We start from the raw sequence: 24,782 nt of genomic DNA on the forward strand, positions 1-24,782 counted from the left end.
ATGTCCGATGTGCAAAATACTCCGGTCAACCGGAACTGTCTGGCCTGCGCTTTCCCATTCTGGGACCAGCTCACGCCGGAGGAACAGGCGCAGCTCTGCCGCTTCACCCGACCGGTACGCTACCGGAAAGGGGAGCGGGTCCACAGTCCGGTCGAGAACTGCGTGGGCATCCTGCTGCTGCGGTCGGGTCAGCTGCGGGCCTATCTGCTCTCGGAAGATGGGCGGGACATCACGCTCTACCGGCTGTTTCCCGGCGAAGTCTGCATCCTGTCGGCATCCTGCGTGATGGATTCCGTCAACTTTGACCTGTACATTGATGCCGAGGAGGACACCGAGGCCTACTGCATCGGCGCAGGCGTGTTCCGCCAGCTGATGCAGCAGAACGTCCATGTCCGCTGCTACGCCTACCAGATGACCGCCGAGCGCTTCTCCGACACCATGTGGACCATGCAGCAGATCCTGTTCATGAGCGCCGACCGGCGGCTGGCCATCTTCCTCACCGATGAGCTGGCCAAGACCGGCGGCACGGATGTCCGCATGACCCACGACCAGATCGCCCGCTACATGGGCTCCGCCCGCGAGGTCGTCAGCCGCCTGCTGAAATACTTTGCCGGGGAGGGCCTTGTCCGCCTTTACCGCGGCGGCGTCACCGTACTGGACAAAGAACGGCTGAAGCAGATCGCCAACGGCACATAAAACGCATCAAAAAAGGACGTCTCATCCTGCGACGAGACGTCCTTTTTTATCGTTCACGATCTCAGCTCTTGCAGCCAGATTCCTCTTCCACGCCGGTGAAATCGCTGGCCTCAGCGATCTTGGTGACGTCGAACTTGCCCGTCTCATCCTTGGGGGCGACGGCGGGGCCGGCCTCCACCGGATTCACGGGTGCTTCTTCGGCCACAGACTTTTCCTCGGCCGTCTCCGGCTGTGCAGCGGGAGCCTCCGGCTCTTCGGATGCCTTTTCCTCGGATGCCTTTTCCTCGGATGCCTTCTCGAAGGCCGGGGGCCATGCGTCGCCCGGCTCAGCGGTCCTGGCCTCGCCTTCGGCGTAGGCTTCGGCTGCCTTGGCGGCCTCTGCGGGGTCCTTTTCAGCCTCTTCGGGGAACTCCACCTCTTCGACGTGGAGCGGGCCCTTGTCGTTCAGAACTTTGTCCAGCACCACGATGGCGGCACCGGTGGCGGCGACGGCAGCAGCCGCGCCCAGAACGCGAAACAACGTTTTCATGGTGAGATCCTCCTTGATGTGATTTCAGTGTGCGGGTTAAGAGAATGTGACGACATCGTTCAGCGGCTTTTCGGCGGGTTCGACCGAGATGGCGGTCAGCACCGGGCCTTTGCCGCGGTAGATGTTGTGGAACTTGTAATTGACCTTTGCGGTCACAGTGACCCAGGCGCGCTGCTCCAGCGCCTTGTAGCCATCGTAGGAGCAGGGGAAGCCGACGAACTGGATGTCCTGCACACAGCAGGTCATGGCAAAGCGGCCGGGCACGAAGCTGTTCTTTCCTGCGCGGTTGGTCTGGCAGACCTGCGCCAGAAATTTCACGGTCTTGCCCGCGTACTTCTGGGGCTCGTCCTGGCAGTCCATATACCAGATGCCGAAATCGTCGTCGCCGATCTCCACCACCGGCTTGTTCAGGTCGAATGGGAGGGGGTCGGGGATATCATCGTAGGCCACGCTGCCGTCGGCGAACTCATAGGCGATGTCGCACTTGCGGGATGCCTGACGCACCAGCTTGTGCAGCTCCTGACGGGCGGCATCGTTGTTGACGGCCTCGGCGCGGTTGAAGACGATCAGCTCACTGCGGGCGATCTTGTCCAGCAGCAGAGCGCGCATGGAGTTGTCGCGGGCATAGGTGAGGGCCGTGGTGCCGTCGGCCGTGGCGATGCACTGGTAGACGATCCAGTTTTCGGGCAGATTGTTGGCCAGGTCCTGCAGCAGCCACATGCCGTTGTACTCGATGACCACGCGGCCTGCATCTGCCTCCTTGGCCAATTTGGCCAGGTTCTGGGGGTTCAGTTCTGCCTTGTCCTCCAGATTGTAGAGGGTCACGCCGGGGAAGGCGAATTTCTTCTGATCGTATTCCTCTTCGCCCTCTTCGCAGACCAGCAGCAGGGTCTTGTCGCCGGAGTCGAAGTTGGGGTCTTCAAAGGTCTCCTGGATGAATTTGGTCTTTCCGCTTTCGAGGAAGCCCACAAACAGGTAGACCGGGATCTCATTTGCCATAAACGGTTTTCCTCCTCTGTGTTGTCTTGGCTCAGCAGCCGAACAGGCCGGCAATGGCCTTCTCGTCCAGCTTGGAGCCGATGACGACCAGCTTGCCGCCGACGTCTGCGCCGCGGGAACGGACTTCCCACTCGCCGGGCACATAGTCAAACTCCAGCCAGCCGTCTGCGCCGCCGTCCACGATGCCCTTGGAGCGCAGGATCATGCCGTACTTGCCGGTATCCAGCTCGGTCAGCGCATGCTCGATGTCAGCCTTTGCGATCTTCTTGGCGGTCTCGACGCCCCAGCTGGTGAAGACCTCATCGGCATCGTGGCCATCGTGATGATGGTGGTGGTGATGACCGCAGCAGCAGTGGCCGTCCTCATCGTGATGATGTTCGTGCTCCTCCTCATCATCATGGTCGTGATGATGGTGGCAGCAATGATCGTGATCGTGGTCATCGTCATCGTGGTGATGATGGCAGCAGTGGTCATGGTCGTGATCCTCGTCATCGTGGTCGTGATGATGCTCGTGTTCGTCCTCGTCCTCGTCATCATCGTCATCGTGATGGTGATGGCCGCAGCTGCACACGCCATTCTCATCGTAATGATGATGGTGATGCTCGTGCTCTTCTTCCTCGTCCTCGTGGGCATGCTCCTCATTGGCCTTGGCTGCCATGGCGATCAGCTCTGCCTTGAAGTCGTCCTTCGTGGACATAGCGTTCAAAATCTGCTCACCGGTCAGGGCATCCCACGCGGTGGTGACGATGGTGGCGGTGGGGTTCTTCTCGCGCAGCATAGCCACCGCTGCAGCGATCTTCTCTTCGCTGGCAGTCTGGGTGCGGCTCAGGATGATGCAGCTTGCATGGCTGATCTGGTCATCGTAGAACTCGCCGAAGTTCTTCATATACATCTTGACCTTGTTCACGTCAGCCACGGTGACAAAGCTGTTCAGCTGCACGTCCAGGTGCTCGGCCACGCCCTCGACGGCGCGGGTCACATCGGACAGCTTGCCCACGCCCGACGGCTCGATGACGATGCGGTCGGGGTGATACTGCTCCACCACCTGCTGCAAGGCGGCGCGGAAATCGCCCACCAGCGAGCAGCAGATGCAGCCGGCGTTCAGCTCGTTGATCTGGATGCCGGACTCCTTCAAAAAGCCGCCGTCGATGCCGATCTCGCCGAACTCGTTCTCGATCAGAACGACCTTCTGGCCCGCAAAGGACTCCTTGATGAGCTTTTTGATGAGGGTGGTCTTACCGGCACCAAGGAAGCCGGAGAAAATATCGATCTTGGTCATAATGCTGTTGCCTCTTTCTTTTTTCCAAAGTCCGCAAATCGGAACCTTCAAGCAATCCGAGCCGCCGAGTGCTGGCTCAAAAATCTTTACACTCCTATTATAACAAGCCTGTCAATGGGAAACCGCCCTTTTTCATGAGAAAATTGTAACATTTTTTGAAGTTTGCCCGCGTTTTGCGGAAAAGGGCGGTTGCGCGGGGAGGTGGACGGCCCTTCCACACACCAATCCATGAATTGCCGGATGTCCTTGATCTCCATGCCAGCCTTTTTCAGACATTCAATGACCCGGAGCGCTTCAATCTCTTTCTCGCTGAACTTCCGTATGCCGGACTTGCGCTCCATTCCGGGGAAGAGCCCCTGCCCGCCACACCCGCGCAAGAACCAATAAACGCACGAAAGCCCCGGCCGGAGCCGGGGCTTTCTGTTTACCGCAAATACCTGTTACAGCAGGATGTATTTCAGGATGAACAGAATGGTCAGCACATACATCAGGGGGCTGATCTTCTTCTCCTTGGCCTTGCCGGTGATGACATTCAGCAGGGTCCAGGAGATGACACCAATGGCGATGCCCTCAGAGATGCTGTATGCAGTGGGCATTGCCAGGATGGTCAGGAACGCAGGAATGCCCTCAGCAGGATCGTCGAACTCGATCTTCAGGGCAGAACCCATCATGTAGAAGCCAACGATGATCAGGGCCGGAGCGGTCGCAAAGCTGGGGATGGTCAGGAACAGGGGGCTGAACACCACAGCCAGCAGGAACAGCACACCGGTGGTCATGGAGGTCAGGCCGGTGCGGCCGCCCTCGGTCACGCCGGAAGCGCTCTCGACGAAGGTGGTGGTGGTGGAGGTGCCCAGCACGGCACCGGCGCAGGTGGCGATGGAGTCGGCCATCAGCGCGCCCTTGATATTGGGCAGCTTGCCCTCCTCATCCAGCATGTCGGCCTTGGAAGCAACACCGATCAGGGTGCCCAGGGTATCAAACAGGTCAACGAAGAGGAAGGAGAACATAACGGCGAAGAAGTTCAGGATGCCCACGCCGGAGAAATCGGTCTTGAACACCTGACCAAAGGTCTTGCCCAGAGCAGAGAAATCGAAGCTGATGAAGCTGGTGGGGATGACACTGTACATGCCGGCATCGGGGTTGGGGATGTAGATGCCGGTCAGCTCGCAGAGGATGCCCAGCACCCAGGTGATGAGGATGCCGTACAGGATGCCGCCCTTGACTTTTTTGACCAGCAGGACGGCGGTGATAAGCACGCCCACCAGAGTGAGGATCGCACCCACGCCGATGCTGTGGAAGGTCTCACCCTTAAAGTGCTGATAGGTGACAAGGGTGGAATCGCTGTTCACGATCAGCTTTGCGTTCTGAAGGCCGACGAAAGCAACGAACAGGCCGATGCCCACGCTGACAGCGCTCTTCAGGGTCATGGGGATGGCATTGAAGATGGCCTCACGCACATTGGTCAGGCTCAGCACGATGAAGATGATGCCCTCCACAAAAACGGCCATCAGGGCCAGCTGCCAGCTGTAACCCATGGTCAGGACGACCGTGTAGGAGAAGTAGGCGTTCAGGCCCATGCCGGGAGCCAGAGCGAACGGATAGTTGGCCAGCAGAGCCATCAGGGCAGTGCCGATGAAAGATGCCAGCGAAGTTGCGATCAGGACCGCATTGGCATCCATGCCCGAAGCGGACAGGATGCTGGGATTGACCGCAAGGATGTAGGCCATCGTCATAAAGGTGGTGACACCCGCCATGAGTTCGGTCTTGACATCGGTGTGGTTTTCTTTCAGGTGAAAGATCTTTTCTAACATGAAAGTTCCTCCTGTGTTATAGCAAAAATAAAAACAGCCGCGTGGGAACCGGCGGAACGAACAGCACCCATTGTAGCAGAACCGTTCCCACCTGTCCATGGACGAAACACAGAAAATTCACGAAAAGTTCAAACTTTCTTGTATGGGTATGACTTATCCGAAGGCTTTTTGGCGTTTTATGGAAATTTTTACAGAGTGGACATCGAAGATTTCATCAACCTCCGAGATCTTAAAATTTTCCGTCATAATAAAAGCTGCTCACAGGCATATTGCGCGCTTCATGCTGTTCCCGCGTGCTGACCCTTATATACCCATAGTCTGTATTTGATTTGCGATAAAATCGACCTCCTATTCACAAAAAAGCGCCCCCGCTCACTGCGATCTTACTGATATGTACCCCTAATACTGTGTGTCCGGTATTAGGGGTACATATCATCCCGCCGGTGTGCAAAAAGTGTGCAAAGGTGTGCAAGCATCCAGAAAAAGGAAAATCCCACGAGGAATCTTACGATTCTTCGTGGGATTTTGGTGCGCTCGAGGGAACTCGAATCCCTGGCCCTCTGATTAAAAGTCAGATGCTCTACCGGCTGAGCTACGAGCGCATACTGTATTTGTACAATATCAGAAATATTGCCGTATAATATTACCACAACTGCGGCCAAAAAGCAAGGCTTCGCGGCAAAAAAACTTTCTTTCACAAAAATGGGCCATGCCGGACGCAAACTTTCCCTTTACAAATCCGGTAAGAATCAGTACAATCAAATCAAGTATCGTTTACGATGGTCCCGGCCGTGCCGTGTGCACACAGGCCGCTGCGATAGGAGGTCTTTTTCTGATGAAAATTTCTCGACGGTCCGTACTTCGTTACACAGGTCTGACTGCGGCCTGGCTGACCCTGACCGGCTGCGCCCCCACCGGGAATGCGAGCCTTGGCGGCTGCCTGCCCGGCTGGCTGAAAAAGGTGCTGCGCGTGCCTTCGTCTGACGCCTCTTCGGCCAGCTCATCGGCTGCATCTTCGGCAGCCTCTTCGGCGGCGTCCAGCGAGGCCGCTGCATCGTCTGAGCTGGCGGCATCCTCGCTGCCGGGCGTCGAACAGCCGGAGGCTGCGGGCAGCGCGCTGCCCGCCTACGACGCCGACCCGCTGACTGGCGAGGCCCGCAGCACCGACGGCCGCATCGTGGGCGTCATGGTCAACAACATCTGCAATTCCGAGCGGCAGAACGCCCGCCCGCAGCGCGGCATTGGTTCGGCCGACCTGCTCATTGAGAGCAAGGTCGAGGGCGGCATCACCCGCTTCTGCGCGCTCTATTCCAATGTGAACAACATCCCGGAGATCGGCCCCATCCGCTCCGGCCGCGACCAGTTCCTGCAGCTGCTCATGCCCTGGAATGCACTGTACTACCACGACGGCGAGAGCATCTTCTGCACCCAGTTCATCCACGTGTACAACTACTCCGGCCTGAACATCGGCGGCAAAAATTACTTCAATACGCCGGTCCATCCGCATGTGGCCCACCGCATCAAGCGAAATGAGAACGTCGCCTACGAGCACACCGAGTTCACCTCGGCCAAGGAAATCAGGCAGGCGGCTGCTGACGCCGGCATCGGCCTGACCTATCCGTACGAGGGCACCTTCTTCCGCTTTGCCGACTACCGCACCGATGCCGTGAACGACCTGGCCGACACGCCCTCGGCCCGGAGCATCCTCATCACCTATTCGGCCAGCTATAAGACGAGCTTTGCCTACAACAGCTGGAACCGGAACTATAAGATGTCCATGTACAGCAGCCGCACCAAGAAATTCGAGTCTGCGGTGGACGAGCTGACCGGCAAACAGCTGACCTTTGCGAACGTCGTGGTCTGCTTTGCCAACATCGCTGCCTACGCAGGCGACTCCCACGATGTGCAGGAAGTCCAGTACGTCGAGGGCGGACAGGCCTATCTCTTCACCAGCGGCGGCGTCCAGACGGGCCGTTGGGAGAAGGATCATCCCACCCATCCCATCCGGCTCTACACCGACGCAGGCGAAGAGATGACCCTGAACCGGGGCAAGACCTACTTCGCCCTTGTGGATAACGATGAGTGGAGCAACTTCAGCTATCAGTAAGACCAGCCCTGCGCTGCGGGGCAGAAGAGGAACAAGATGAAATTTTGGAAGCGGACTGCTTTGTGCCTTGCGCTCTGCGCCGCGCTGCTGACCGGCTGCGTTCCCGCTGCGGACACCGCCTCTTCGGCGGCTCCCACCGACCCGCTCACCGGGCAGGAAGCGCTCTGGCCGGGGCAGCGCCCGGTGGCCGTCACGATCGAGAATGAGACGTCCAGCACCACCCAGTGGGGGCTTTCCTCGGCATCTCTGGTGCTGGAAGCTCTGACCGAGCCCCAGAGCGCCACCAGCCTGTGCCTGGTCTACCCGGCCGTGGATGCTGTGCCGCAGGTCGGCCCGGTGGCCGCCGGGCAGGACCTTTACTGGCGGCTGCTCGTGGGGCAGCAGGTGCTGCCCGTCCAGCGCGGCGGCGGCGCCTTTGACCAGAACTATCTGGACTATTACTCCCTGCGCGCGGTCGATGCGCTGGAAGTGGGCACCAACGCCTTCACCTGCGACACCACCTGGACCAGCCACCCGCTGTGGCGCACCAGCGGCAATGCGCTGGCCGGGGTGCTGCGCAGCCTGAACATCTCCTCCGCCCTGTCGGAGTCCCGCCTGACCGACGCTGCTTCCAGCGCCGCCGGGGAGAGCGAGAGCGAAGCATCCCCCACCCTGTCCGTCCCGCCGCTGCTGCCCCAGCAGACGGAAGGCAAGCTGCCCGACGCCTCCGCTGCCGATGCCGCCCGCGTTCAGGTCCAGTTCGGTGCGGACAACGCCACCGGCTTTGTTTACGACGCTGACAGCGGCACCTACAAAATGCTCCATGCCGACGGCACCCCCCAGTTGGATGCCAACAACAGCCAGCAGGCCGGTTTTGACAACCTGCTCATTCTGTTCAGCGCCTCTTCCCTGCGGGACGACGGCCTCACGCTGGACTACGACCTGAGCATGGGCGGCGGCGTCTGGCTCAACGGCGGGCATCTATGGACCCTGACCTGGACGCAGGGCAGCGACTCCACCTTCGCCTTTTACGATGCCGACGGCCGGCCCTTCAACCTGCTGGCCGGCCGGAGCTATCTGGCCCTCGTTTCCAGCCTGACCGGTCAGGAACTCACCGTGACCAATTCCGCCGGGGAAGCCCTGACCGCCGCATCGGCCCCCTGACAGACAGCAAAAAATCCCCCGTGCCATGCACGAGGGATTTTTTTGTGTCATCTCATTACAGGTCCACGACGCTGCCGACCTCGGCAGGGGTCGTGGGCACCGCGCCCAGCTGGACTTCGTCCATGTCCCGGCGCACCACAAAGTGCATCGTCTGGCCGGAGGCAAAATCGGGCTGGTAGGTCAGCTCCAGCGTGTTCCAGTCCTCCGGCGTCTCGCAGAAGCAGTGGAGCATGGCCCCGCGCCCTGCGGCCAGATTCAGCGTAAAGGCCGAGGCATCCGCCGCGTTCTCGCCATAGAGCGGGGCTGCAAAGCTGCCGCAGCGCACAGGCTGGCCGTCGCAGACGGCCGTTAAGCCGGTGCCCAGGCGGTACAGCTCTTCGGTCGTGGTCATCTCGCGGCTCTGCAGATAGCTCGTGCCCACGGCCAGCGCCTTTGCCGAGAGGTTCTCCACCGACAGATACACCAGGGTGCTGCCCAGTTCCGGCGCGGGGGCATAGCCCAGCAGCTCCACAGCGGCCTTGCCGTCCAGCAGGGCCGGTTCGCCCTCGTAGCAGGGGGCCAGCGCTGCAGCCGAAACACCGGTGAGCAGGGCAGCCGCCAGACTGACTGCACCAGAGCCGGCACATTTCAGGAACGAGCGGCGGGACAGAGATTGTGACATCGGGGATTCCTCCTAACAGCGGAAAAATAGTTCTCTCTATACAATAGTAAATTCCGGACAGCCTGTCAAGGTCTTTGCCCGGAATTTTACCGTGTATTTACTCGTATGCCTCGTTTTCCTCGGACTCCGCCTGGCCGCGCAGGGTATCGGCGTAGCCGAAGGGCACAATATCGATGGCCTCCACCAGACGGTCCCGCATCCAGAGCTGAACGTCCGTCTGGACAGTGTAGCCGCAGCCGGGGTCTGCCATCCACTGTTCCGGGTGGCGGGAGGGCAGGGCCCGCTGGCTGAGCATGCTCATGATGACGCCGCCGTGGGTCACGCAGGCCGCCTCGGTAACATCCATCCGGATCATATACTCAAACAGCTTGAGCAGGGTCTCCGAGCAGCGGGCATGGAACGCTTCGGTCGGCTCCGCGCCTTCGGGTACAAAGCCGGAGCCGGGGGTGATCCACTTCTTGAAGTCTTCGTTCTTGACCAGCTCCTTCACGGGGAGGTTCTCAAAGACGCCGAAGCCCGCCTCCCGCAGGTCGTGGACCGAGAACTGATGGGCCGCGTTGGGGAAGAGGATGTTCGCCGTCTCCACGGCGCGCATCAGCGGCGAGGAGAACACGGTGTCCACCTGGGGGTACTCGAACCGCTCCTTCAGGTCGGCCAGCTGGGCGCGGCCTTCGTCGCACAGGGGGATGTCCGTTCCGCTGCCGATGTACAGCCCCTGGAGGTTGCCCGCCGTGATACCGTGGCGGATCAGATGCAGTTTGAATGTTTTCATGGGTCAAAACACCTCGATTTTCGCAAAGATCGTCTCATTGTGCCCGTTTCTTCACGCCGGGCGCAATTTTCACGACCCCGGCGCGGCACAAAATATATACCAGTTGCCCCTTAGTTTAGCATAGATATGGTAGTCAGAGCAAGAGTTTTGACAAAAATGACGAAATTCGTCAAAAAATTCCGTCATTTTGCTTGCTTTACAAGTCGTTTTCCGTTGTGTATAATCAACATGCTGTAAACCAAAAATCAAAGAAGTCTCATTTTTCACTGAGGAGCCAAAGATCATGGAATTCAATCGTATCATCAAGCTGCTGCGCAAGGAGCGCGGCATCACCCAGAAACAGGCAGCGGAAGACCTCGGCGTCTCGCAGGCGCTGCTCTCCCACTACGAAAAGGGTATCCGCGAGTGCGGTCTGGATTTCGTGGTCCGTGTTGCAGATTACTATAATGTGTCCTGCGATTATCTGCTGGGCCGCTCGGCCGAGCGCAACGGCATGATGCTGACCGCCGATGAGCTGCCCAACCCCGACAAGATGAAGGACAACATCTATCACGGCAGCGTGCTGCCCACCATGAACAAAAAGCTGATCTCCAACAGCCTGAACGTGCTGTACGCCAAGATCGGTGAGTGCCACAGCAAGGCCCTGACCACCGAGGTCAGCAGCTACCTGATGATGGCCGTGGCCAAGATGTTCCGACTGCTCTACTCTGCGGAACCCCACAACGCCCAGAGCCTGTTCAGCGTGGAGGCCCGCCGCTGGCCCGGCTACGCCGATGCCGTGATGCGGATGAACGAGGCCAATGTGGAGGCCCTGCTGGCCGGTGAGAACGTCGGCGTCGGCGAGGGCGTCAAGGACCCGGCCTGCCTCTCCATGACCACCGAGAGCCTGACGCGGGAGTTCCCGCTCTATACCCCCAGCCTCTTAAATCTGGTCAAGACCAGCGAGACCCGCGTCAAGGGCCTCGGCCCGGAGCAGTAAGCCCCTGTGTGAAACTCGTGTTAATTTTTCCGCAAAAGGCTTGCACTTCCCGGCAAAAGATGTTATAAACGAACCATAGAAGAAAAAGACTATGCCAATTAAGGAGGCAGTTTTATGTCGAACAAGATTTCCCGCCGCGCTTTTCTGAAGGTCACCGGCGTTTCTGCGCTTGCACTGGGTGCCGCATCCATGCTGGGCGGCTGCCAGTCTTCCAGCGGCTCTGTCGAGGTGAAGGTCGGCGATAAGGTCAGCAACTGGAACAACCTGGGCGTCCAGCTGTCCAGCGTCTTCACGCTGTCCGATGCACCCGATGTGGCTGGCCACCAGTATGTCGCCGTTCTGGTCACGGCTGTCAACCGCTCCAAGACCGACAGCATGGCCATCGGCGCACAGAACATCGCGGAGATCGACGCCGCCTATCCCCTGACCGATGAGGCGTCCCGCGCCGCCAACACCGCCCCCTACTTCCACGCGCTGTCCGCTTCCACCACCGACTTCACCGTCACCGTGGACGGCCAGGCTGCCGAGGCCGGCGCTTACGTCTCCCTGTACGACGCCGCCACGGAGAGCTTCTCCGATGCGCCCAGCCTGCCCCCGCAGGGCACCGGCTACATTGAGCTGGTCTGCATGGTGCCCGCCGGCTGGCAGCAGATGACCGTGACCTACAACCCCACCTTCGCATCCGGCAAGAGCATCACCTTTGTGATGAGCGCTTCCGACCTGAAGAACAGCTGACCTTTTGGGACGAAATTTCGTCTCACCTCTGTTTTTTTCGGGTGAGATCTTCTCAAAAAATCTGTGAAAAGCATTGACATCCGCCCGGTTTTCGCCTATTGTATAGGCAAGGCCGTTTTGGCAAAATGATATGTGATCCCATACAAAGGAGGAACCATCATGTCTTTCGCATTTTCCCGCCGCTCGTTCCTGAAATACACTGCCGTCGCCGCTGTCGCCGTTGCCGGTGCCAGCCTGTTCACCGGCTGCAAAGTCGATACCAGCGACTCCTACAACGCGCTCCGCACGACGCCCGGTGAGCTCACGGTCCTGCAGGTCACTGCCGCCATGGGCAAATATGTGGAGGCCAGCAAGAGCTACACCGCACCGGATGTCACCGGTACGACCATTGCTTTCCCCTTTAAGATCACCAATGGCCGCGCCAACCCCATCTATGTGAACCCCAACAACTTCAAGGCCACCGTTCTCAACGATAAAGACGAGTTCATCACCAAGTATACGGCTTCCAACGGCCTGACCCTGGATGCCCCTCTGTGCGATACCAACCTGAAGAAGGGCGCCTCCGTGTCGGGTAATATCAACCTGAAGCTGGGTGCTGCTCTCGAACCGGGCCAGTCCATCGTGCTGACCTACTGCCCCGACCTGCAGTACAACGAGTACTCCCTGAACTGGAAGACCACCCGCCCAAAGGGCTGATCTTCCGCAATTGTTCCGCATCTTCCGCCCGGACTGGTTCCGGGCGGTTTTTGTTTGCCCGCGTTCTGGCAAGGTGTCTCAATTTTTCCTCTGATTTTCAGCAGTTTTGTATCTTGTGTACAGGGTGTTTTTCCTTTACAATAGGGTCATGGAAAAGGATGGGAGCGCAGCGGCTCAGAACATGCCGCCGCGCTGTTTGTTTTCCGCCCGGAACCGGAAGTCCGGACTTTTGATGAACAGGAGTGTTGCAGTTATGATCAACATGGTAAAGCTACCCACCAATAAGAGCAGTCTGTTCCTGCGCGTGGCAAAGGGGCATTTTGCCACCAGCCACAGCCATATCAACTATTACATCGACGTGACCACCCAGAAATCCCGTCTGTCCGAGGCCAAGGCCGTGGCAAAGGAGCTGGTGGCTGCCTATCAGCATAGCACCATCGTGGATACCGTCCTCTGCCTGGACGGCACCCAGGTCATCGGCACCTGCCTGGCCAACGAGCTCACGAAAGATGGCTTCGCCAACATGAACGCCCACCAGACCATCTATGTCATCACGCCGGAGTACACCACCGGCAGCCAGATCATCCTGCGCGACAATCTGGCCCCCATGGTCAAGGGCAAGCATGTGCTCATCCTGGCGGCTTCCATCACCACCGGCTACACCGCACAGGCTGCCATCGAGGCTGTCAACTACTACGGCGGCATGGTCGCGGGCCTGTCGGCCATCTTCGCCACCGCCACCGACTGCCTGGGCATCCCGGTCACGTCCATCTTCGACCCGTCCAACCTGCCCGACTACGCCAGCTTCGATTCCCGCGACTGCCCCCTGTGCAAGGCCGGCCAGCGCATCGACGCCCTCGTCAACAGCTTCGGTTATTCCGCCCTGTAAGCTGCCCCCATCGTCCTCTTCTGCCCCGCCGCACCGGACACGCTTCTGTTCCCATGCGGCGGGGTTTTCTGTGCGCAAAAATGCCCCCGGAGGGCCTTTCGCAGCTCTCCGGGGGCATTCTGTGTGCGTTGTGCTTTGGCGCACACGACCGGCGTTTTACTCGATCGCAATCAGATTCGGGTTCTCAGGCAAAGCCTTCGTCTGCTGAGGAGCAGGCAGCTCGACGTGCAGGACGCCGTCCTCGAACTTTGCGTGGATGTCTTCCTTCTTCACATCGCCCACATAGAAGCTGCGGGCGCAGGTGCCAGAGAAGGATTCGCGCCGCAGATAGCGGCCCTCTTTGTCCTTTTCGTCATTGCTGTGGCTGCGCACTGCCTGAATGGTCAGGTAGCCGTCGTTCAGATCCATCTGAACGTCTTCCTTCTTGCAGCCCGGCAGGTCAACGGCCATCTCGTAGCCGTTGTCCGTCTGTTTGACATCGGTCTTCATCATGTTTGCACCGCGCTTACCAAAGGTATCACGAGCCTCACGGTTCATCATACGTTCCAGTGCAGCGTCATTCCAGAACGGATCGAAGAAATCATCGAACAGGTTTTCATGGAAAACAGTCGGCATAAGCATAAATCATTCCTCCAATCCCGGCGTTCGGGTCGGGGCAAAAAATCTGAAGCGTCCACTCGGAAAGGCTTTCCGGAGCGCCTTGCGGCTCTCCGTTTGCCCTTCCTCCTGAGCACGGCCCTGTTATAGCACATGTTTTTAGCACTGTCAATAGAAGAGTGCTAAAATTCACAGAAGGATAACAGTTTGATAAAATCCCATGCGATTTTTCCTCAAATCATGCTTCTCTGCGTCTGTTTTCGGTTTGTGCGCTGCCGTTCAGCGCTTTTCCTGTTTCGGGAAGACGAAGGGGTCGTGCCGATAGACGGCCACAAGGTAGGCTGCCATGACGCACCAGATGATGGGCTCACAGAGGATGACCGCATCGTACCCGAACTTCGGGATGAACAGCACGACGAAGACGACCTTGCCCACCAGCTCGATGACGCTGGAGAAGAGCGGCAGCACCTTGTTGCCAAGGCTCTGCAGGGCGTAGCGGGTGGAGAGCAGGATGCCCAGCACCGCGTAGAACGGTGCGTTCCAGAGCAGATAGCGGGCACCGTTTTCAAGCACGATGGGCTCACTGGAGCCGGAGACGAAGGCCACCATCCACGGCGCTGCCACCCGCATCAGCAGAACCGCAGCCACGGCCACGACGACCGAGTAGAGGTAGATCTCCTTCATCCCCTTGCGGACGCGGCCCGGCTGGCCCGCGCCGCAGTTCTGAGAAACGAAGGTCGAACCCGCCGATGCCATGCTCAGCAGCGGCATATCGGTGAACATGAACATCTTGCGGGCAGCGGTGTGCCCGGCGATGACCAGTGTGCCCAGCCCGTTGATGCCATACTGCAAAACGACCGAGCCCGCCGAGACGATGCTGCTCATCAGGCCCATGCAGATGCTCTGGCTGAACAGCTCCCAGTACAGATGCCGGCCGACCCGGAAGTGTGTTTTCTCCGGGAGAAGCAGCTTGACTTTGGCGAACACATACGCGATGCAGAGCAGGACCGACACGCCCTGGGAGATGACCGTAGCCACCGCTGCGCCCTGCACCCCCATCCCCATCCGGGCAATGAAGAGCAGGTCCAGCAGGATGTTCAGGCCCGACGAGAGGAGCAGGAAGACCAGCGGCATAAAACTGTTGCCGATGGCGCGGAGCAGACCGGCGCAGAGGTTGTAGGCAAACATGACGAGGACGCCGTAGTCGATGACGATGATGTACCGGTAGGCGTCTTCGAGGATCTCTGCCGGAGTGTCCAGCAGCACCAGAAGCGGGCGCAGACCCACCGCACCGGCCAGCGTGATGCAGAGCGAGGCAATGAGGCCGATGACAAGGGAGCCAGCCACCGTCTTCTTGAGCAGATCGTGATCCTGCGCCCCGTAGGAGCGCGCTGCGACGATGGCAAGGCCGTTGCCGATGCCGAGGCCAAAGCCCACCAGAAGCTCGTAGATCGAGCCGCAGGAGCCAATGGCGGCCAGTGCCGTGTCGCCCAGCACATTGCCCACGATCATGGTATCCACCGTGTTGTAGAGCTGCTGGAACAGGTTCGAGACGAAGATGGGCAGCATGAAGACGACCAGGCTCTTGAAAATGGGGCCGTGCATCAGGTCTACGTTCATCGTAAATGGGGATCTTTTTGCGGTTTGGGTCATGCAGTTCCTCCTATCAGACCGGAAAATGACCCTCTCCGTCTGGGACAGAGAGGGCCATTCTGATGATACCGTTACAGTTCCTGTGCTTCGAAGCCGTTGACGGTGAGCACATCCACCTGGGTGAAGCCTGCGGCCCGGAGGGCAGCGGCTGCTTCGTCAAAGTCGAAGGTCAGGCTGGCCGTGTCGTGGGCATCGGCCGTGATGATGACTCTGCCGCCCATCTTCTGCCACTCGCCCAGCAGCCAGGCACCGGGGTAGAAATCCTTGCGGTAGCCGCGGTAGACGCCGCCGGTGTTCACTTCCAGGCGGCAGTCATGCTCTTTGGCCACGGCCAGCGCCTTGAGGGCAGCGGCCTTGTAGCGGGGAGACTCCTCGTCGAAGAACTCGCCCTCGCCGTTCAGCTTCTTGATGAGGTCGATGTGGGCCAGGATGTCTGGGCCTTTGGCCGCCACCTTTGCCACCTCGGCATAGTAGGCCTCGACTGCAGCCAGCGGGTCGCCGTCGAAGTCATCGAAGATGCAGTCGTGCAGGTCCTGCGGGCGGAAGTCGATCTCGTAATACCGGCCGGTGTTCTTGCCGTACAGATGATGCGCGGCGCCGATCCAGTAATCGTAGTTTTCGGGCTTATCCTCACTCAGCACGTCCCACTCGATGCCGCAGAGGATGTCCACCTTGCCCCGGTACTCCGCCTTGAGCTTGGCGATGGTGGCCTTGTACTGCGCGGTGCGGCTGGGGCTCATGCAGTATTCGCGGTCGCGCTGGGTGTAGCTATGGCCGGAGAAGCCCAGTGTAGTCAGACCCTGCGCACAAGCAGCGCTGGCCATCTCCTGCAACGTATTTCTGCCGTCGCACATTGTCGAGTGGCAATGCACGCTGGACTTCCTGTAATCTGCCATAGAAACTCACTGCATCCTTTCCTGTTTGACCTTGTGGTCGATGACATGTCGTTTTTCAAGCTCACGGGTGATGTCCTCCACCGTGATGCCTGCCTGGACCATCAGCACCAGCACATGGTATGCCAGGTCGCTGATCTCGTAGATGGTCTCGGCGCGGTCTTCCTTTTCGCCCGCAATGATGACCTCGGTGCACTCTTCGCCCACTTTTTTCAGGATCTTCTCCTTGCCCTTTTCGAACAGGTAGGTGGTGTAGCTGCCCTCCTGGGGGTCGGTCTTGCGGCCTTTGATGAGCGCATAAAGCCCCTGCCAGCTGAACTGCTTGAGTTCCGGCGAGAGATACACTTCGTGGAAGAAGCAGCTCTCGGCACCGGTGTGGCAGGCGGGGCCGTCCTTGACCACCTCCACCACCAGCGCGTCGTTGTCACAGTCGGCGGTGATGGACACCACATGCTGGACATTGCCGCTGGTGTCGCCCTTGCGCCAGATCTCCTGGCGGCTGCGGCTCCAGAACACGGTCCGCCCCTCGGCGATGGTCAGTGCCAACGTCTCGGCGTTCATGTAGGCAAGGGTGAGCACCTCTTTGGTGTAGTGGTCCTGCACGATGGCAGGAATGAGGCCCTTTTCATCAAATTTCAATTCCATCGTAGTTCTCCTCCCCCTCAAAAGGGGATACTTACAGTTTATCCTAAATGGGGCCGAAACGCAAGAGCTTAGACCCGCATTTCGATGCCATTTTCGTTCAGGTAGGCTTTCAGGTCGGCAATGGAGAGCAGTTTCTGGTGGAAGATGCCCGCCGCAAGGCCCGCGTCGATGCCCTTGTGGTGGAACAGTTCCAGAAAATCTTCCTTTTTGCCTGCGCCGCCGCTGGCGATAATGGGCACATGCACCCGCGCGGCCACGGCGTCCAGCATTTCGAGGTCGAAGCCGTTCCGCACACCGTCGGTGTCGATGCTGTTCAGGCAGACCTCCCCGGCCCCGTGCTCGGTGCACCAGGCGATCCAGTCCAGCGCATCGCGGCCGGTGTCCTCGCGCCCGCCCTTGGCAAAGACGCGGAACTGGCCGTTCACCCGCTTGACGTCGGCGGAGAGGACGACGCACTGGTCGCCGTAGCGCTGGGCGGCCGCCGGGATCAGGCCGGGGTCCTGCAGCGCACCGGAGTTGACGCTGACCTTGTCAGCCCCGCACTTGAGCACCCGGTCGAAATCCTCCAGCGTGTGGATGCCGCCGCCCACCGTCAGCGGGATGAAGATCTCACTCGCCACCTGGGTGAGGATATCGGTGAAGAGGGCGCGGCCCTCAAAGCTGGCCGTGATGTCGTAGAACACCAGTTCATCGGCCCCGGCGGCGTTGTAGAGCCGGGCCATCTCCACAGGGTCGGCCACATCCCGGATGCCCTCAAAGTTCGTGCCCTTGACCACCCGGCCATTCCGCACGTCCAGGCAGGGAATGATGCGTTTCGTTATCATGTTCTGCTCCCTTCCGGTTCAGCGCTGCACCCGCGCAGCGCAGCGTTTCAGGTCCAGCACACCGGTGTACAGGCTCTTGCCCAGGATGGCCGCCGCCACGCCCATCCGGTCCAGCTCTTCCAGCTCGGCTTCCGACGAGATGCCGCCGCTGGCCGTGAAGGCCACGCCGGGCACTTCGGCCTGCAATTGCCGGTAGAGAGCCAGATTCGTGCCCTGCATCGCGCCGTCACAGGCAATGTCGGTGTAGATGATGGCCCGGCAGCCCGCCTCGGCCAGCCGTTTGCAGAAGTCCACGCCCTGTTCGGTACTGACCTCCTTCCAGCCATGGATGGCAACGTATCCATCCTTCGCGTCCACGCCCACGGCGATCCGGTCGCCGTACCGTTTCAGCATCCGGGCCGTGAAGTCGAAATCGGTCACGGCCACGCTGCCCAGGATGCAGCGGCCCACGCCGAGCGACAGATACGTCTCGATCCGCTCTTCGGTGCGGATGCCGCCGCCGACTTCAATGTACAGGCCGCCCTGTTTTGCCAGCGCGGCGATGGCCTCGTAGTTGGAAAGGGTGCCATCCTTGGCACCGTCCAGATCCACGACATGGAGATTTTTTGCCCCGGCTTCCAGGAACTTCCGTGCCTGGGCACAGGGGTCTTCGCCGTAGACGGTCATCCGGTCGTAATCGCCCTGCGTCAGGCGGACGACCTTTCCGTTCCGTAGATCAATGGCTGGAAATAATTGCATTATAGATCTCCTTTAACTGGCTTCCCCCTCTCAGGCGCTTCGCGCCAGCTCCCCCAAAGGGGGAGCTTTTCAACCTCCCACTTCGGGGGAGGTGGCATCGCGTAAGCGATGACGGAGAGGGTTGAGCCGTTCACAATTCACTGAAGGCTTTCAGGATGCGCAGGCCGGGGTCTCCGCTCTTTTCGGGGTGGAACTGCGTTCCATACACCCGGCCCGCACGGACCACGCCGGTGACGGGGATGGAATAGTCGCTCACCGCCAGTGTGCTCTCCGCACAGTTCGTGCCGTAGTAGCTGTGCACGTAGTAGACGTATTCGCCCTCGTGGATGTAGCGGAACAGCGGGTCGTCCCGGACGATGTGCAGCGCGTTCCAGCCGATCTGCGGCACCTTGAGTGTCCGGCCTGCAAGGTCGGGTTCCAGCGGGCAGACCTCGCCTTTTACGAAGCCCAGGCCCGCGTGTTCGCCGTACTCATAGCTTTTTTCAAACAGCAGCTGCATCCCCAGGCAGATGCCCAGCAGCGGCTTTTGGGCGGCTTCTTCCCGGAGGACGGGCACCAGGCCGGTGGCTTCCAGCTTGGCCATGGCGTCGCCGAACGCCCCCACACCGGGCAGGATGAGCCGGTCGGCCGCGCGGATGACCGCCGGGTCGGCGGTGACGACGGCCTCCTGCCCCAGATGGGCCAGGCTCGACTTCAGGCTGAACAGGTTGCCCACCCCATAATCAATGATCGCGATCATACCAGCAGTCCTTTCGTGGAGGGGATCTCGTCCCGGTGGGCGGCGTCGATCTTGACCGCTGCAGCCAGCGCGTGGCCTGCGCCCTTGAAGCAGGCTTCGAGGATGTGGTGGGTGTTCTCGCCCGCGAACTGTACAAAGTGGACCGTGGCGGGCACGTTCCGGGCAAAGCCCAGCCAGAACTCTGAGGCGCACTCCACATCAAAATCGCCGACCTTTTCGGTCTTGCAGCGGACATCCCAGTTCAGGGTACACCGGCCGGACAGGTCCACGGCGCAGAGCACCAGTGCCTCATCCATGGGCAGATAGAAGCTGCCGTAGCGGCAGATGCCCCGCATATCGCCCAGCGCCCTGGCAAACGCCTGCCCCAGTGCGATGCCAATGTCCTCGGCGGTGTGGTGGTAGTCCACCTCCACGTCGCCGTGGCAGGTAAGCACCAGGTCGAACCGGCCATGCCGCGCAAACAGCTCCAGCATGTGGTTCAGAAACCCGCAGCCGGTGTCCACCTGATACCGGCCTGCGCCGTCCAGATTGAGGGTCAATTCGATCTGCGTCTCGTTGGTGTTGCGTTCCAAACTCACTTCCCGCATGGGTCAGTCCTCCAGTATCTTGTCCAGCGCGGCCAGCAGCGCCTGCATCTGGGCCGGTGTGCCGATGGTGATGCGCAGCCAGCTGTGGATGCGCGGTGTATCGAAATGCCGCACCAGTACACCGTTTTCCTTCAGTTTTCGGTACAGAGTGCCGCCGTCCTGCCGTGCCGTACGGACGAACAGGAAGTTCGACCGGCTGTCCAGCACCGTGAAGCCGCGCGCTTCCAGCTGCTGCCGGGTCCAGCTGCGCGTCTCGACGATGACGGCGCGGGTGCTGTCGAAGTAGGCGGTATCTTCCAGCGCGGCCTGCCCGGCTTTCAGGGTCAGGCGGTTGATGTTGTAGGGGTTCAGGCTGAACTTGACCCGGTTCAGGTCGGCGATGAGCTTCGCGTTGCCCATGGCCAGACCCAGCCGGGCACCGGCCAGCTGGCGGGACTTCGAGAAGGTCTGCACCACCAGCAGGTTCTCGTACCGGTCGATGAGGGGCACACAACTCTCCCCGCCAAAGTCCACATACGCTTCGTCCACGATGACCACATGGTCGGGGTTGGCCTTCAGAATGCCCTCGATGGCGCTGCGGGGCAGGGCCAGACCGGTGGGGGCGTTTGGGTTGGCCAGCACGATGGTGGTGTTCAGGCCGTAATAATCGGTGGGGTCCAGCGTGAAGTCCTCCCGCAGCGGGATGATCCGGCTGGGGATGTGCATCAGCCCGCACCAGACGCCGTAGCAGCCGTAGGTGATGTCCGCATAGGCCAGCGGGTGCTCCTCGTCGCAGAAGGCCCGCAGCGCGAAGAACAGGTTCTCATCGCTGCCGTTGCCGGACATGATCTGATCCGGCTGCAGCCCGAAGTGCTTTGCCGCCGCATTCAGCAGCTCGGCACAGGCCGGGTCGGAGTAGAGCCGCAGCTTTTCCACCTCGGCACGGCTCACGGCCTCCAGCACCGCCGGGGAGGGCGGATAGGGGCTTTCGTTGGTGTTCAGCTTGATGTACTGCTGATCCTGCGGCTGCTCGCCGGGGGTGTAGGGGGTCACCGTATCCAGCCTCGGTGAAAGGAATCTACTCATACGCTTTATCTCCTTGTCAGCGTCCTCACCCTCTCAGGCCGCTTCGCGTCCAGCTCTCCCAAAGGGAGAGCTTTTCAACCTCCCACTTTGGGGGAGGTGGCATTGCGAAGCAATGACGGAGAGGGGAAAACGCCTTCCCATTTATTCGTACCGGATCGTCACGCTTCTGGCGTGGGCGTGCAGGCCCTCGCGCTCGGCAAAATCGGCGATGCGGGGGGCCACCGCCTCCAGCGCATCGCGGGTGTAATAGAGGAAGCTGGACTTCTTGACGAAGTCGTCCACGCCCAGCGGGCTGGAAAAGCGGGCCGTGCCGCTGGTGGGCAGGGTGTGGTTCGGGCCAGCGAAGTAATCGCCCAGTGCCTCCGGGACGTTCCGGCCCAGGAAGATGCTTCCCGCATTCTTGATCTCGTTCAGCACGCCGAAGGGGTCTTCCACGCAGACTTCCAGATGTTCCGGCGCGATGATGTTGCAGGCCTCAATGGCCTTGTGCAGGTCGGTGCAGACGATGATCTTGCCGTTGTCGTCCACGCTGGCGCGGGCGATGGCGGCACGGGGCAGCTGGGGGATCTGGACTTCCAGTTCTGCCTGCACGGCTTTGGCCAGCGCTTCGCTGTCGGTCACGAGGACGGGGCTGGCCAGCTTGTCATGCTCGGCCTGGCTCAGCAGGTCTGCCGCCACCCAGGCCGGGTCACACCCGCCGTCTGCCAGCACCAGGATCTCGCTGGGGCCGGCGATCATGTCGATGCCCACCTTGCCGAAGACCTTCCGCTTGGCCGTGGCCACGTAGATATTGCCGGGGCCAACGATCTTATCCACGGCCGGGATGCTCTCGGTGCCGTAGGCCAGCGCTGCCACCGCCTGTGCGCCGCCGGTCTTGAAGATCTTCGTCACGCCCGCCGTAGCGGCAGCGGCCAGGATGACCGGATTCACCCTGCCGTCCTTTCCGGCGGGGGTGGTCATAACGATCTCCGACACCCCGGCAACCTTAGCCGGAATGACATCCATCAGCACCGTAGAGGGGTAAGCCGCCGTACCGCCGGGCACATAGACGCCCGCCTTTTCGATGGGGGTGTATTTCTGGCCCAGCACCACGCCGGGCTTGTCGTTCATCACAAAATTCTTGTGCACCTGCTGGCGGTGGAAGGCCTCGATGTTGGCAGCGGCCTCCTTCAGCGTTTCCAGGAAATAGGGGTCCATGTTCGCGAAGGCCTCGTCGATCTCCGCCTGGGTCACCTGCAATTCTTCGATGGACGCGCCATCGAATTTCAGGGCGTATTCCTTCAGGGCCGCATCGCCGCGGGCGCGGACGTCGGCAAGGATGCCGTCCACGACATCCTCCACATTCTTTTCGGCGCGGATGTCCCGGTTCAGAATCTCTTCCGGTCTCAGTTCGTCAAATTGGTACAGCTTGATCATTTTGCAGCCTCCTGTAAGGTCTCCCGCAGTTGTTCGAGCATTCGGTCCACTTCCCGGTGTTTGAACTGGTAGCTGGCCTTGTTGGCGATGAACCGGGCCGAGATGGGCAGAAATTCGGTCACGACCTTCAGGCCGTTCTCCCGCAGGGTCGTGCCCGTCTCCACGATGTCCACGATGACATCCGAAAGGCCCAGAATGGGGGCCAGCTCAATGGAACCGTTCAGCTTGATGATATCAATGTCCCGCCCGATGGACGCATAGTAGTTCTTGGCGATGTTCACGAATTTGGTAGCGACCCGCACCGGGCGGCTGGGGTCGTCCTGATAGTCGTTCGGCGCTGCTACGCACATCCGGCATCTGCCGAGGCCGGTGTCCAGCAGCTCATACACATCGGCGGAGGCTTCGGTGAGGATGTCCTTCCCCACGATGCCCACATCCGCCGCGCCGTGCTCGACGTAGATGGCCACATCGCTGGGCTTGACGAGGAAATACCGGATGCCCGCTTCGGGGTTCTCGACCACCAGCTTCCGGGTAGCATTGTAGTCCTCGGCGCAGCCGTAGCCGATGCGGGCCAGCAGGCCATAGACCTTATCGCCCAGACGGCCTTTCGGCAGAGCCACATTCAGCATCACCCGGTCGGTCTTCTGCTGCTGGACCGGCGGCAGCGGGGCGCTCAGGCGGTCCAGCTCATCCAGATAGACCGCAAACCCGATGGCGTCCGCGCCGGGGGTGAATTTCTGCATCAGCAGGTCGTAGCGTCCGCCCTTGAGCAGCGGGCGGGGCAGGCCCTGCAAATAACCCTGAAAGACCAGCCCGTTGTAATACTCCATCTCGCCCGCCAGCGAGAGGTCCAGCCGAACGCTCCCGCCCCCGGCGCTCAGAGAGCGTGTCAGCGCCCGCAGCTCGGCGGCAGCGGCCCGCATCCGGTCGTTTTTGCAGAAGGCCTCGGCGCGGGCCAGCGTCTCTTCGCAGCCGCCGCAGAGGGTCAGCAGCGCACACAGCGTATCGGCCCCAGCATCGTCCAGCCCGGCAGCCTTTGCGGCGGCCCGCAGCTCGTGGGCGTTCTTCTCGCGCAGCAGGTCCAGCAGGGCGGGGCGGGCCGTTTCGGGCACTGCCAGCGCATCCAGCAGACCGAACAGATACCCCATGTGGCTCAGCTCCAGCACCCAGGCCGCGCCCAGATGTTCCAGCGATTTTGCCGCCAGCCCGACTGTCTGCTGCACCTGCGCTTCGCCCACGGCGCCCAGCATCTCCAGACCCATCTGCGCGATCTCCTTGAAGGTGTGGCTCTCCGCCGAGGGGCGGTAGACGTTCTCGTGGTAGTAATATTTCAGCGTCTCGCCGGGGGCGGGCTGGGCCGTCTTGGCAATGGAGAGGGTCACGTCCGGCTTGAGCGCCAGCAACCGTCCGTCCAGGTCGGTGAAGGTGATGACCTGTTCCGACGACAGAAAGCTCCGGTTCTCCTGATACAGACCATATTCCTCAAAGCGGCCCATGTGGTATTTGCGGCAGCCCGCCGCCTCATACAGTGCCCGCAGCGCAAAGGAGGCCCGCTCCTTCGGCTGCAGATCCGACAGATCAAATCCCATGCTGGTTTCCCTTTCCTCTTTCCCGCCCTGTGTGCGGCACCGTCCGCGCCATTTGCTCTGCGAAATCGTTCTTGAATTTATTTTACTTTATCTTGATAAAGTTGTAAAGTACGAAAGTATCAAACTTTTCTCTTTTATCTTACCGTTTTTCTGTGCGTTTGTACAGAAACGCGAAATTGTTTCATCGTACCGGCAAATCAGATGATGCGTTCCGCAAACGCACCGCTCCCCAAAGCGCAAAAATGCCCCGCCGGGCGCAGGATGCGCACAGCGGGGCAAAACGCGATTCTTCGGGGGCGGCTCAGCGATCCAGCAGGGCCAGCACACCGCTCTTCGGGCGGGCACCGACCGCCTGATTGACGAGCCGACCGTTCTGGAAGACCAGCAGCGTGGGGATGCTCATGACGCCGAACTGGGCGGCGAGGTCCGGCTGCTCGTCCACATTGACCTTGCCCACCTTGACGTCGCTGCGCTCCTCGGCCACCTCGTCCACGATGGGCGAGAGCATCCGGCAGGGGCCGCACCAGCTGGCCCAGAAGTCCAGCAGCACCGGCTTTTCGCTGTGCAGTACCTCGGCGTCAAAATTTTCGGTCGTGATCGTAATGGGTTCCATATCTTCTACCTCCTGCGGGTGTGTTTGTTGTTCGATGATCTTAGTATACCCCAAATGCCGCCCCGCTTCCGTAACCGGGTCACAAAACACCACAAAAAGCGGCGGCCCGCACTTACGGAACAGCCAC

Annotated in this window: 26 protein-coding genes and 1 tRNA gene; 7 read left to right on the plus strand and 20 right to left on the minus strand. The window is 60.4% G+C overall.

What is annotated here, in order from left to right; genetic code table 11:
- Nucleotides 1-696, plus strand: a complete 696-nt coding sequence (locus I5P96_RS01205) for a Crp/Fnr family transcriptional regulator (protein ID WP_207686701.1) — start codon at nucleotides 1-3, stop codon at nucleotides 694-696.
- 61 nt (nucleotides 697-757) lie between these two features.
- Here the strand turns inward: I5P96_RS01205 and I5P96_RS01210 are convergent, their stop codons facing one another.
- From I5P96_RS01210 to I5P96_RS01235, 6 genes are all read right to left on the minus strand, one after another.
- Nucleotides 758-1,225: a hypothetical protein gene (locus I5P96_RS01210; protein WP_223382800.1), complete on the minus strand. Its 468-nt coding sequence runs from the start codon at nucleotides 1,223-1,225 to the stop codon at nucleotides 758-760.
- 36 nt (nucleotides 1,226-1,261) lie between these two features.
- Nucleotides 1,262-2,224, minus strand: a complete 963-nt coding sequence (locus tag I5P96_RS01215; protein ID WP_223382801.1) for a GTP-binding protein — start codon at nucleotides 2,222-2,224, stop codon at nucleotides 1,262-1,264.
- A 31-nt stretch (nucleotides 2,225-2,255) separates the two neighbouring features.
- The gene (locus I5P96_RS01220; RefSeq protein ID WP_223382802.1) at nucleotides 2,256-3,503 is read right to left on the minus strand and encodes a CobW family GTP-binding protein; all 1,248 of its coding nucleotides are present in this window, start codon (nucleotides 3,501-3,503) and stop codon (nucleotides 2,256-2,258) included.
- An 86-nt stretch (nucleotides 3,504-3,589) separates the two neighbouring features.
- On the minus strand, nucleotides 3,590-3,844 hold the full coding sequence (locus I5P96_RS14255; protein ID WP_411703359.1) for a MerR family transcriptional regulator: 255 nt from the start codon (nucleotides 3,842-3,844) through the stop codon (nucleotides 3,590-3,592).
- Nucleotides 3,845-3,943: 99 nt separating this feature from the next.
- On the minus strand, nucleotides 3,944-5,314 hold the full coding sequence (locus I5P96_RS01230) for an NCS2 family permease (RefSeq protein WP_097791780.1): 1,371 nt from the start codon (nucleotides 5,312-5,314) through the stop codon (nucleotides 3,944-3,946).
- Nucleotides 5,315-5,840: 526 nt separating this feature from the next.
- A tRNA-Lys gene (locus I5P96_RS01235) sits at nucleotides 5,841-5,916 on the minus strand.
- A gap of 233 nt (nucleotides 5,917-6,149) precedes the next feature.
- On the opposite strand from I5P96_RS01235, the gene I5P96_RS01240 reads away from it, so the two are divergent.
- Together I5P96_RS01240 and I5P96_RS01245 are read left to right on the plus strand one after the other, a co-directional pair.
- A complete protein-coding gene (locus I5P96_RS01240; protein ID WP_223382803.1) occupies nucleotides 6,150-7,421 on the plus strand; it encodes a DUF3048 domain-containing protein in 1,272 nt (423 codons plus the stop codon).
- A gap of 36 nt (nucleotides 7,422-7,457) precedes the next feature.
- Nucleotides 7,458-8,564 (plus strand): DUF3048 domain-containing protein, encoded by a 1,107-nt coding sequence (locus tag I5P96_RS01245; RefSeq protein ID WP_223382804.1) that lies wholly within the window; start codon nucleotides 7,458-7,460, stop codon nucleotides 8,562-8,564.
- Nucleotides 8,565-8,619: 55 nt separating this feature from the next.
- On the opposite strand, the gene I5P96_RS01250 is transcribed toward I5P96_RS01245, so the two are convergent.
- Entirely contained in the window at nucleotides 8,620-9,225 is a 606-nt protein-coding gene (locus I5P96_RS01250) for a Tat pathway signal sequence (protein ID WP_118553706.1), read from the minus strand.
- Between the two features lie 97 nt (nucleotides 9,226-9,322).
- The gene (locus tag I5P96_RS01255) at nucleotides 9,323-9,997 is read right to left on the minus strand and encodes a histidine phosphatase family protein (RefSeq protein WP_223382805.1); all 675 of its coding nucleotides are present in this window, start codon (nucleotides 9,995-9,997) and stop codon (nucleotides 9,323-9,325) included.
- 283 nt (nucleotides 9,998-10,280) lie between these two features.
- Between I5P96_RS01255 and I5P96_RS01260 the strand changes: the two genes are divergently transcribed.
- The 4 genes from I5P96_RS01260 to I5P96_RS01275 all read left to right on the plus strand — a co-directional run bounded on the left by I5P96_RS01260 (nucleotide 10,281) and on the right by I5P96_RS01275 (nucleotide 13,296).
- Nucleotides 10,281-10,976, plus strand: coding sequence for a helix-turn-helix domain-containing protein (locus tag I5P96_RS01260; protein WP_097791784.1), 696 nt, complete (start codon nucleotides 10,281-10,283; stop codon nucleotides 10,974-10,976).
- Nucleotides 10,977-11,090: 114 nt separating this feature from the next.
- A complete protein-coding gene (locus I5P96_RS01265) occupies nucleotides 11,091-11,711 on the plus strand; it encodes a twin-arginine translocation signal domain-containing protein (RefSeq protein WP_223382806.1) in 621 nt (206 codons plus the stop codon).
- Between the two features lie 159 nt (nucleotides 11,712-11,870).
- Nucleotides 11,871-12,407: a twin-arginine translocation signal domain-containing protein gene (locus tag I5P96_RS01270; RefSeq protein ID WP_223382807.1), complete on the plus strand. Its 537-nt coding sequence runs from the start codon at nucleotides 11,871-11,873 to the stop codon at nucleotides 12,405-12,407.
- A 253-nt stretch (nucleotides 12,408-12,660) separates the two neighbouring features.
- Entirely contained in the window at nucleotides 12,661-13,296 is a 636-nt protein-coding gene (locus I5P96_RS01275) for an orotate phosphoribosyltransferase (RefSeq protein ID WP_223382808.1), read from the plus strand.
- Between the two features lie 156 nt (nucleotides 13,297-13,452).
- Here the strand turns inward: I5P96_RS01275 and I5P96_RS01280 are convergent, their stop codons facing one another.
- From I5P96_RS01280 to trxA, 12 genes are all read right to left on the minus strand, one after another.
- Nucleotides 13,453-13,917 (minus strand): Hsp20/alpha crystallin family protein, encoded by a 465-nt coding sequence (locus I5P96_RS01280; RefSeq protein WP_097791788.1) that lies wholly within the window; start codon nucleotides 13,915-13,917, stop codon nucleotides 13,453-13,455.
- Nucleotides 13,918-14,172: 255 nt separating this feature from the next.
- A complete protein-coding gene (locus I5P96_RS01285) occupies nucleotides 14,173-15,546 on the minus strand; it encodes an MATE family efflux transporter (protein ID WP_223382809.1) in 1,374 nt (457 codons plus the stop codon).
- A gap of 71 nt (nucleotides 15,547-15,617) precedes the next feature.
- The gene (locus I5P96_RS01290) at nucleotides 15,618-16,442 is read right to left on the minus strand and encodes a PHP domain-containing protein (protein WP_097791790.1); all 825 of its coding nucleotides are present in this window, start codon (nucleotides 16,440-16,442) and stop codon (nucleotides 15,618-15,620) included.
- Between the two features lie 6 nt (nucleotides 16,443-16,448).
- Nucleotides 16,449-17,084: a bifunctional phosphoribosyl-AMP cyclohydrolase/phosphoribosyl-ATP diphosphatase HisIE gene (gene hisIE, locus I5P96_RS01295; protein WP_097791791.1), complete on the minus strand. Its 636-nt coding sequence runs from the start codon at nucleotides 17,082-17,084 to the stop codon at nucleotides 16,449-16,451.
- A 68-nt stretch (nucleotides 17,085-17,152) separates the two neighbouring features.
- Complete coding sequence (gene hisF / locus I5P96_RS01300) at nucleotides 17,153-17,908, minus strand: imidazole glycerol phosphate synthase subunit HisF (protein ID WP_223382810.1); 756 nt, start codon at nucleotides 17,906-17,908, stop codon at nucleotides 17,153-17,155.
- 18 nt (nucleotides 17,909-17,926) lie between these two features.
- Entirely contained in the window at nucleotides 17,927-18,646 is a 720-nt protein-coding gene (gene hisA / locus I5P96_RS01305; protein ID WP_223382811.1) for a 1-(5-phosphoribosyl)-5-[(5-phosphoribosylamino)methylideneamino]imidazole-4-carboxamide isomerase, read from the minus strand.
- 130 nt (nucleotides 18,647-18,776) lie between these two features.
- Nucleotides 18,777-19,385, minus strand: a complete 609-nt coding sequence (gene hisH, locus I5P96_RS01310; protein WP_223382812.1) for an imidazole glycerol phosphate synthase subunit HisH — start codon at nucleotides 19,383-19,385, stop codon at nucleotides 18,777-18,779.
- Entirely contained in the window at nucleotides 19,382-19,972 is a 591-nt protein-coding gene (gene hisB / locus I5P96_RS01315) for an imidazoleglycerol-phosphate dehydratase HisB (protein WP_118553697.1), read from the minus strand. Before hisB ends, hisH begins: the two co-directional genes overlap by 4 nt.
- 3 nt (nucleotides 19,973-19,975) lie before the next feature.
- The gene (gene hisC / locus I5P96_RS01320; protein WP_223382813.1) at nucleotides 19,976-21,037 is read right to left on the minus strand and encodes a histidinol-phosphate transaminase; all 1,062 of its coding nucleotides are present in this window, start codon (nucleotides 21,035-21,037) and stop codon (nucleotides 19,976-19,978) included.
- 141 nt (nucleotides 21,038-21,178) lie between these two features.
- The gene (gene hisD / locus I5P96_RS01325) at nucleotides 21,179-22,453 is read right to left on the minus strand and encodes a histidinol dehydrogenase (RefSeq protein WP_223382814.1); all 1,275 of its coding nucleotides are present in this window, start codon (nucleotides 22,451-22,453) and stop codon (nucleotides 21,179-21,181) included.
- Entirely contained in the window at nucleotides 22,450-24,042 is a 1,593-nt protein-coding gene (gene hisG / locus I5P96_RS01330) for an ATP phosphoribosyltransferase (protein WP_223382815.1), read from the minus strand. Before hisG ends, hisD begins: the two co-directional genes overlap by 4 nt.
- Nucleotides 24,043-24,343: 301 nt before the next feature.
- On the minus strand, nucleotides 24,344-24,655 hold the full coding sequence (trxA, locus tag I5P96_RS01335) for a thioredoxin (protein WP_097791799.1): 312 nt from the start codon (nucleotides 24,653-24,655) through the stop codon (nucleotides 24,344-24,346).
- Between the last annotated feature and the right edge of the window lie 127 nt (nucleotides 24,656-24,782).

It is taken from the genome of Faecalibacterium prausnitzii, from assembly GCF_019967995.1.
Taxonomy (GTDB): Bacteria; Bacillota; Clostridia; order Oscillospirales; family Ruminococcaceae; genus Faecalibacterium; species Faecalibacterium prausnitzii_E.

Excerpts from the sequence above, each read along its gene's own strand:
- hisA (WP_223382811.1), bottom strand. The coding sequence starts at position 18,646 with ATGCAATTATTTCCAGCCATTGATCTACGGAACGGAAAGGTCGTCCGC.
- I5P96_RS01220 (WP_223382802.1), bottom strand. The coding sequence starts at position 3,503 with ATGACCAAGATCGATATTTTCTCCGGCTTCCTTGGTGCCGGTAAGACC.
- I5P96_RS01230 (WP_097791780.1), bottom strand. The coding sequence starts at position 5,314 with ATGTTAGAAAAGATCTTTCACCTGAAAGAAAACCACACCGATGTCAAG.
- hisD (WP_223382814.1), bottom strand. The coding sequence starts at position 22,453 with ATGATCAAGCTGTACCAATTTGACGAACTGAGACCGGAAGAGATTCTG.
- I5P96_RS01245 (WP_223382804.1), top strand. The coding sequence starts at position 7,458 with ATGAAATTTTGGAAGCGGACTGCTTTGTGCCTTGCGCTCTGCGCCGCG.
- I5P96_RS01290 (WP_097791790.1), bottom strand. The coding sequence starts at position 16,442 with ATGGCAGATTACAGGAAGTCCAGCGTGCATTGCCACTCGACAATGTGC.
- I5P96_RS01205 (WP_207686701.1), top strand. The coding sequence starts at position 1 with ATGTCCGATGTGCAAAATACTCCGGTCAACCGGAACTGTCTGGCCTGC.
- hisIE (WP_097791791.1), bottom strand. The coding sequence starts at position 17,084 with ATGGAATTGAAATTTGATGAAAAGGGCCTCATTCCTGCCATCGTGCAG.
- trxA (WP_097791799.1), bottom strand. The coding sequence starts at position 24,655 with ATGGAACCCATTACGATCACGACCGAAAATTTTGACGCCGAGGTACTG.
- I5P96_RS01280 (WP_097791788.1), bottom strand. The coding sequence starts at position 13,917 with ATGCTTATGCCGACTGTTTTCCATGAAAACCTGTTCGATGATTTCTTC.
- I5P96_RS01215 (WP_223382801.1), bottom strand. The coding sequence starts at position 2,224 with ATGGCAAATGAGATCCCGGTCTACCTGTTTGTGGGCTTCCTCGAAAGC.
- I5P96_RS01270 (WP_223382807.1), top strand. The coding sequence starts at position 11,871 with ATGTCTTTCGCATTTTCCCGCCGCTCGTTCCTGAAATACACTGCCGTC.
- I5P96_RS01250 (WP_118553706.1), bottom strand. The coding sequence starts at position 9,225 with ATGTCACAATCTCTGTCCCGCCGCTCGTTCCTGAAATGTGCCGGCTCT.
- I5P96_RS01210 (WP_223382800.1), bottom strand. The coding sequence starts at position 1,225 with ATGAAAACGTTGTTTCGCGTTCTGGGCGCGGCTGCTGCCGTCGCCGCC.
- hisF (WP_223382810.1), bottom strand. The coding sequence starts at position 17,908 with ATGATAACGAAACGCATCATTCCCTGCCTGGACGTGCGGAATGGCCGG.
- I5P96_RS01275 (WP_223382808.1), top strand. The coding sequence starts at position 12,661 with ATGATCAACATGGTAAAGCTACCCACCAATAAGAGCAGTCTGTTCCTG.
- I5P96_RS01260 (WP_097791784.1), top strand. The coding sequence starts at position 10,281 with ATGGAATTCAATCGTATCATCAAGCTGCTGCGCAAGGAGCGCGGCATC.
- hisG (WP_223382815.1), bottom strand. The coding sequence starts at position 24,042 with ATGGGATTTGATCTGTCGGATCTGCAGCCGAAGGAGCGGGCCTCCTTT.
- I5P96_RS01265 (WP_223382806.1), top strand. The coding sequence starts at position 11,091 with ATGTCGAACAAGATTTCCCGCCGCGCTTTTCTGAAGGTCACCGGCGTT.
- I5P96_RS01240 (WP_223382803.1), top strand. The coding sequence starts at position 6,150 with ATGAAAATTTCTCGACGGTCCGTACTTCGTTACACAGGTCTGACTGCG.
- hisB (WP_118553697.1), bottom strand. The coding sequence starts at position 19,972 with ATGCGGGAAGTGAGTTTGGAACGCAACACCAACGAGACGCAGATCGAA.
- I5P96_RS14255 (WP_411703359.1), bottom strand. The coding sequence starts at position 3,844 with ATGGAGCGCAAGTCCGGCATACGGAAGTTCAGCGAGAAAGAGATTGAA.
- I5P96_RS01285 (WP_223382809.1), bottom strand. The coding sequence starts at position 15,546 with ATGACCCAAACCGCAAAAAGATCCCCATTTACGATGAACGTAGACCTG.
- I5P96_RS01255 (WP_223382805.1), bottom strand. The coding sequence starts at position 9,997 with ATGAAAACATTCAAACTGCATCTGATCCGCCACGGTATCACGGCGGGC.
- hisC (WP_223382813.1), bottom strand. The coding sequence starts at position 21,037 with ATGAGTAGATTCCTTTCACCGAGGCTGGATACGGTGACCCCCTACACC.
- hisH (WP_223382812.1), bottom strand. The coding sequence starts at position 19,385 with ATGATCGCGATCATTGATTATGGGGTGGGCAACCTGTTCAGCCTGAAG.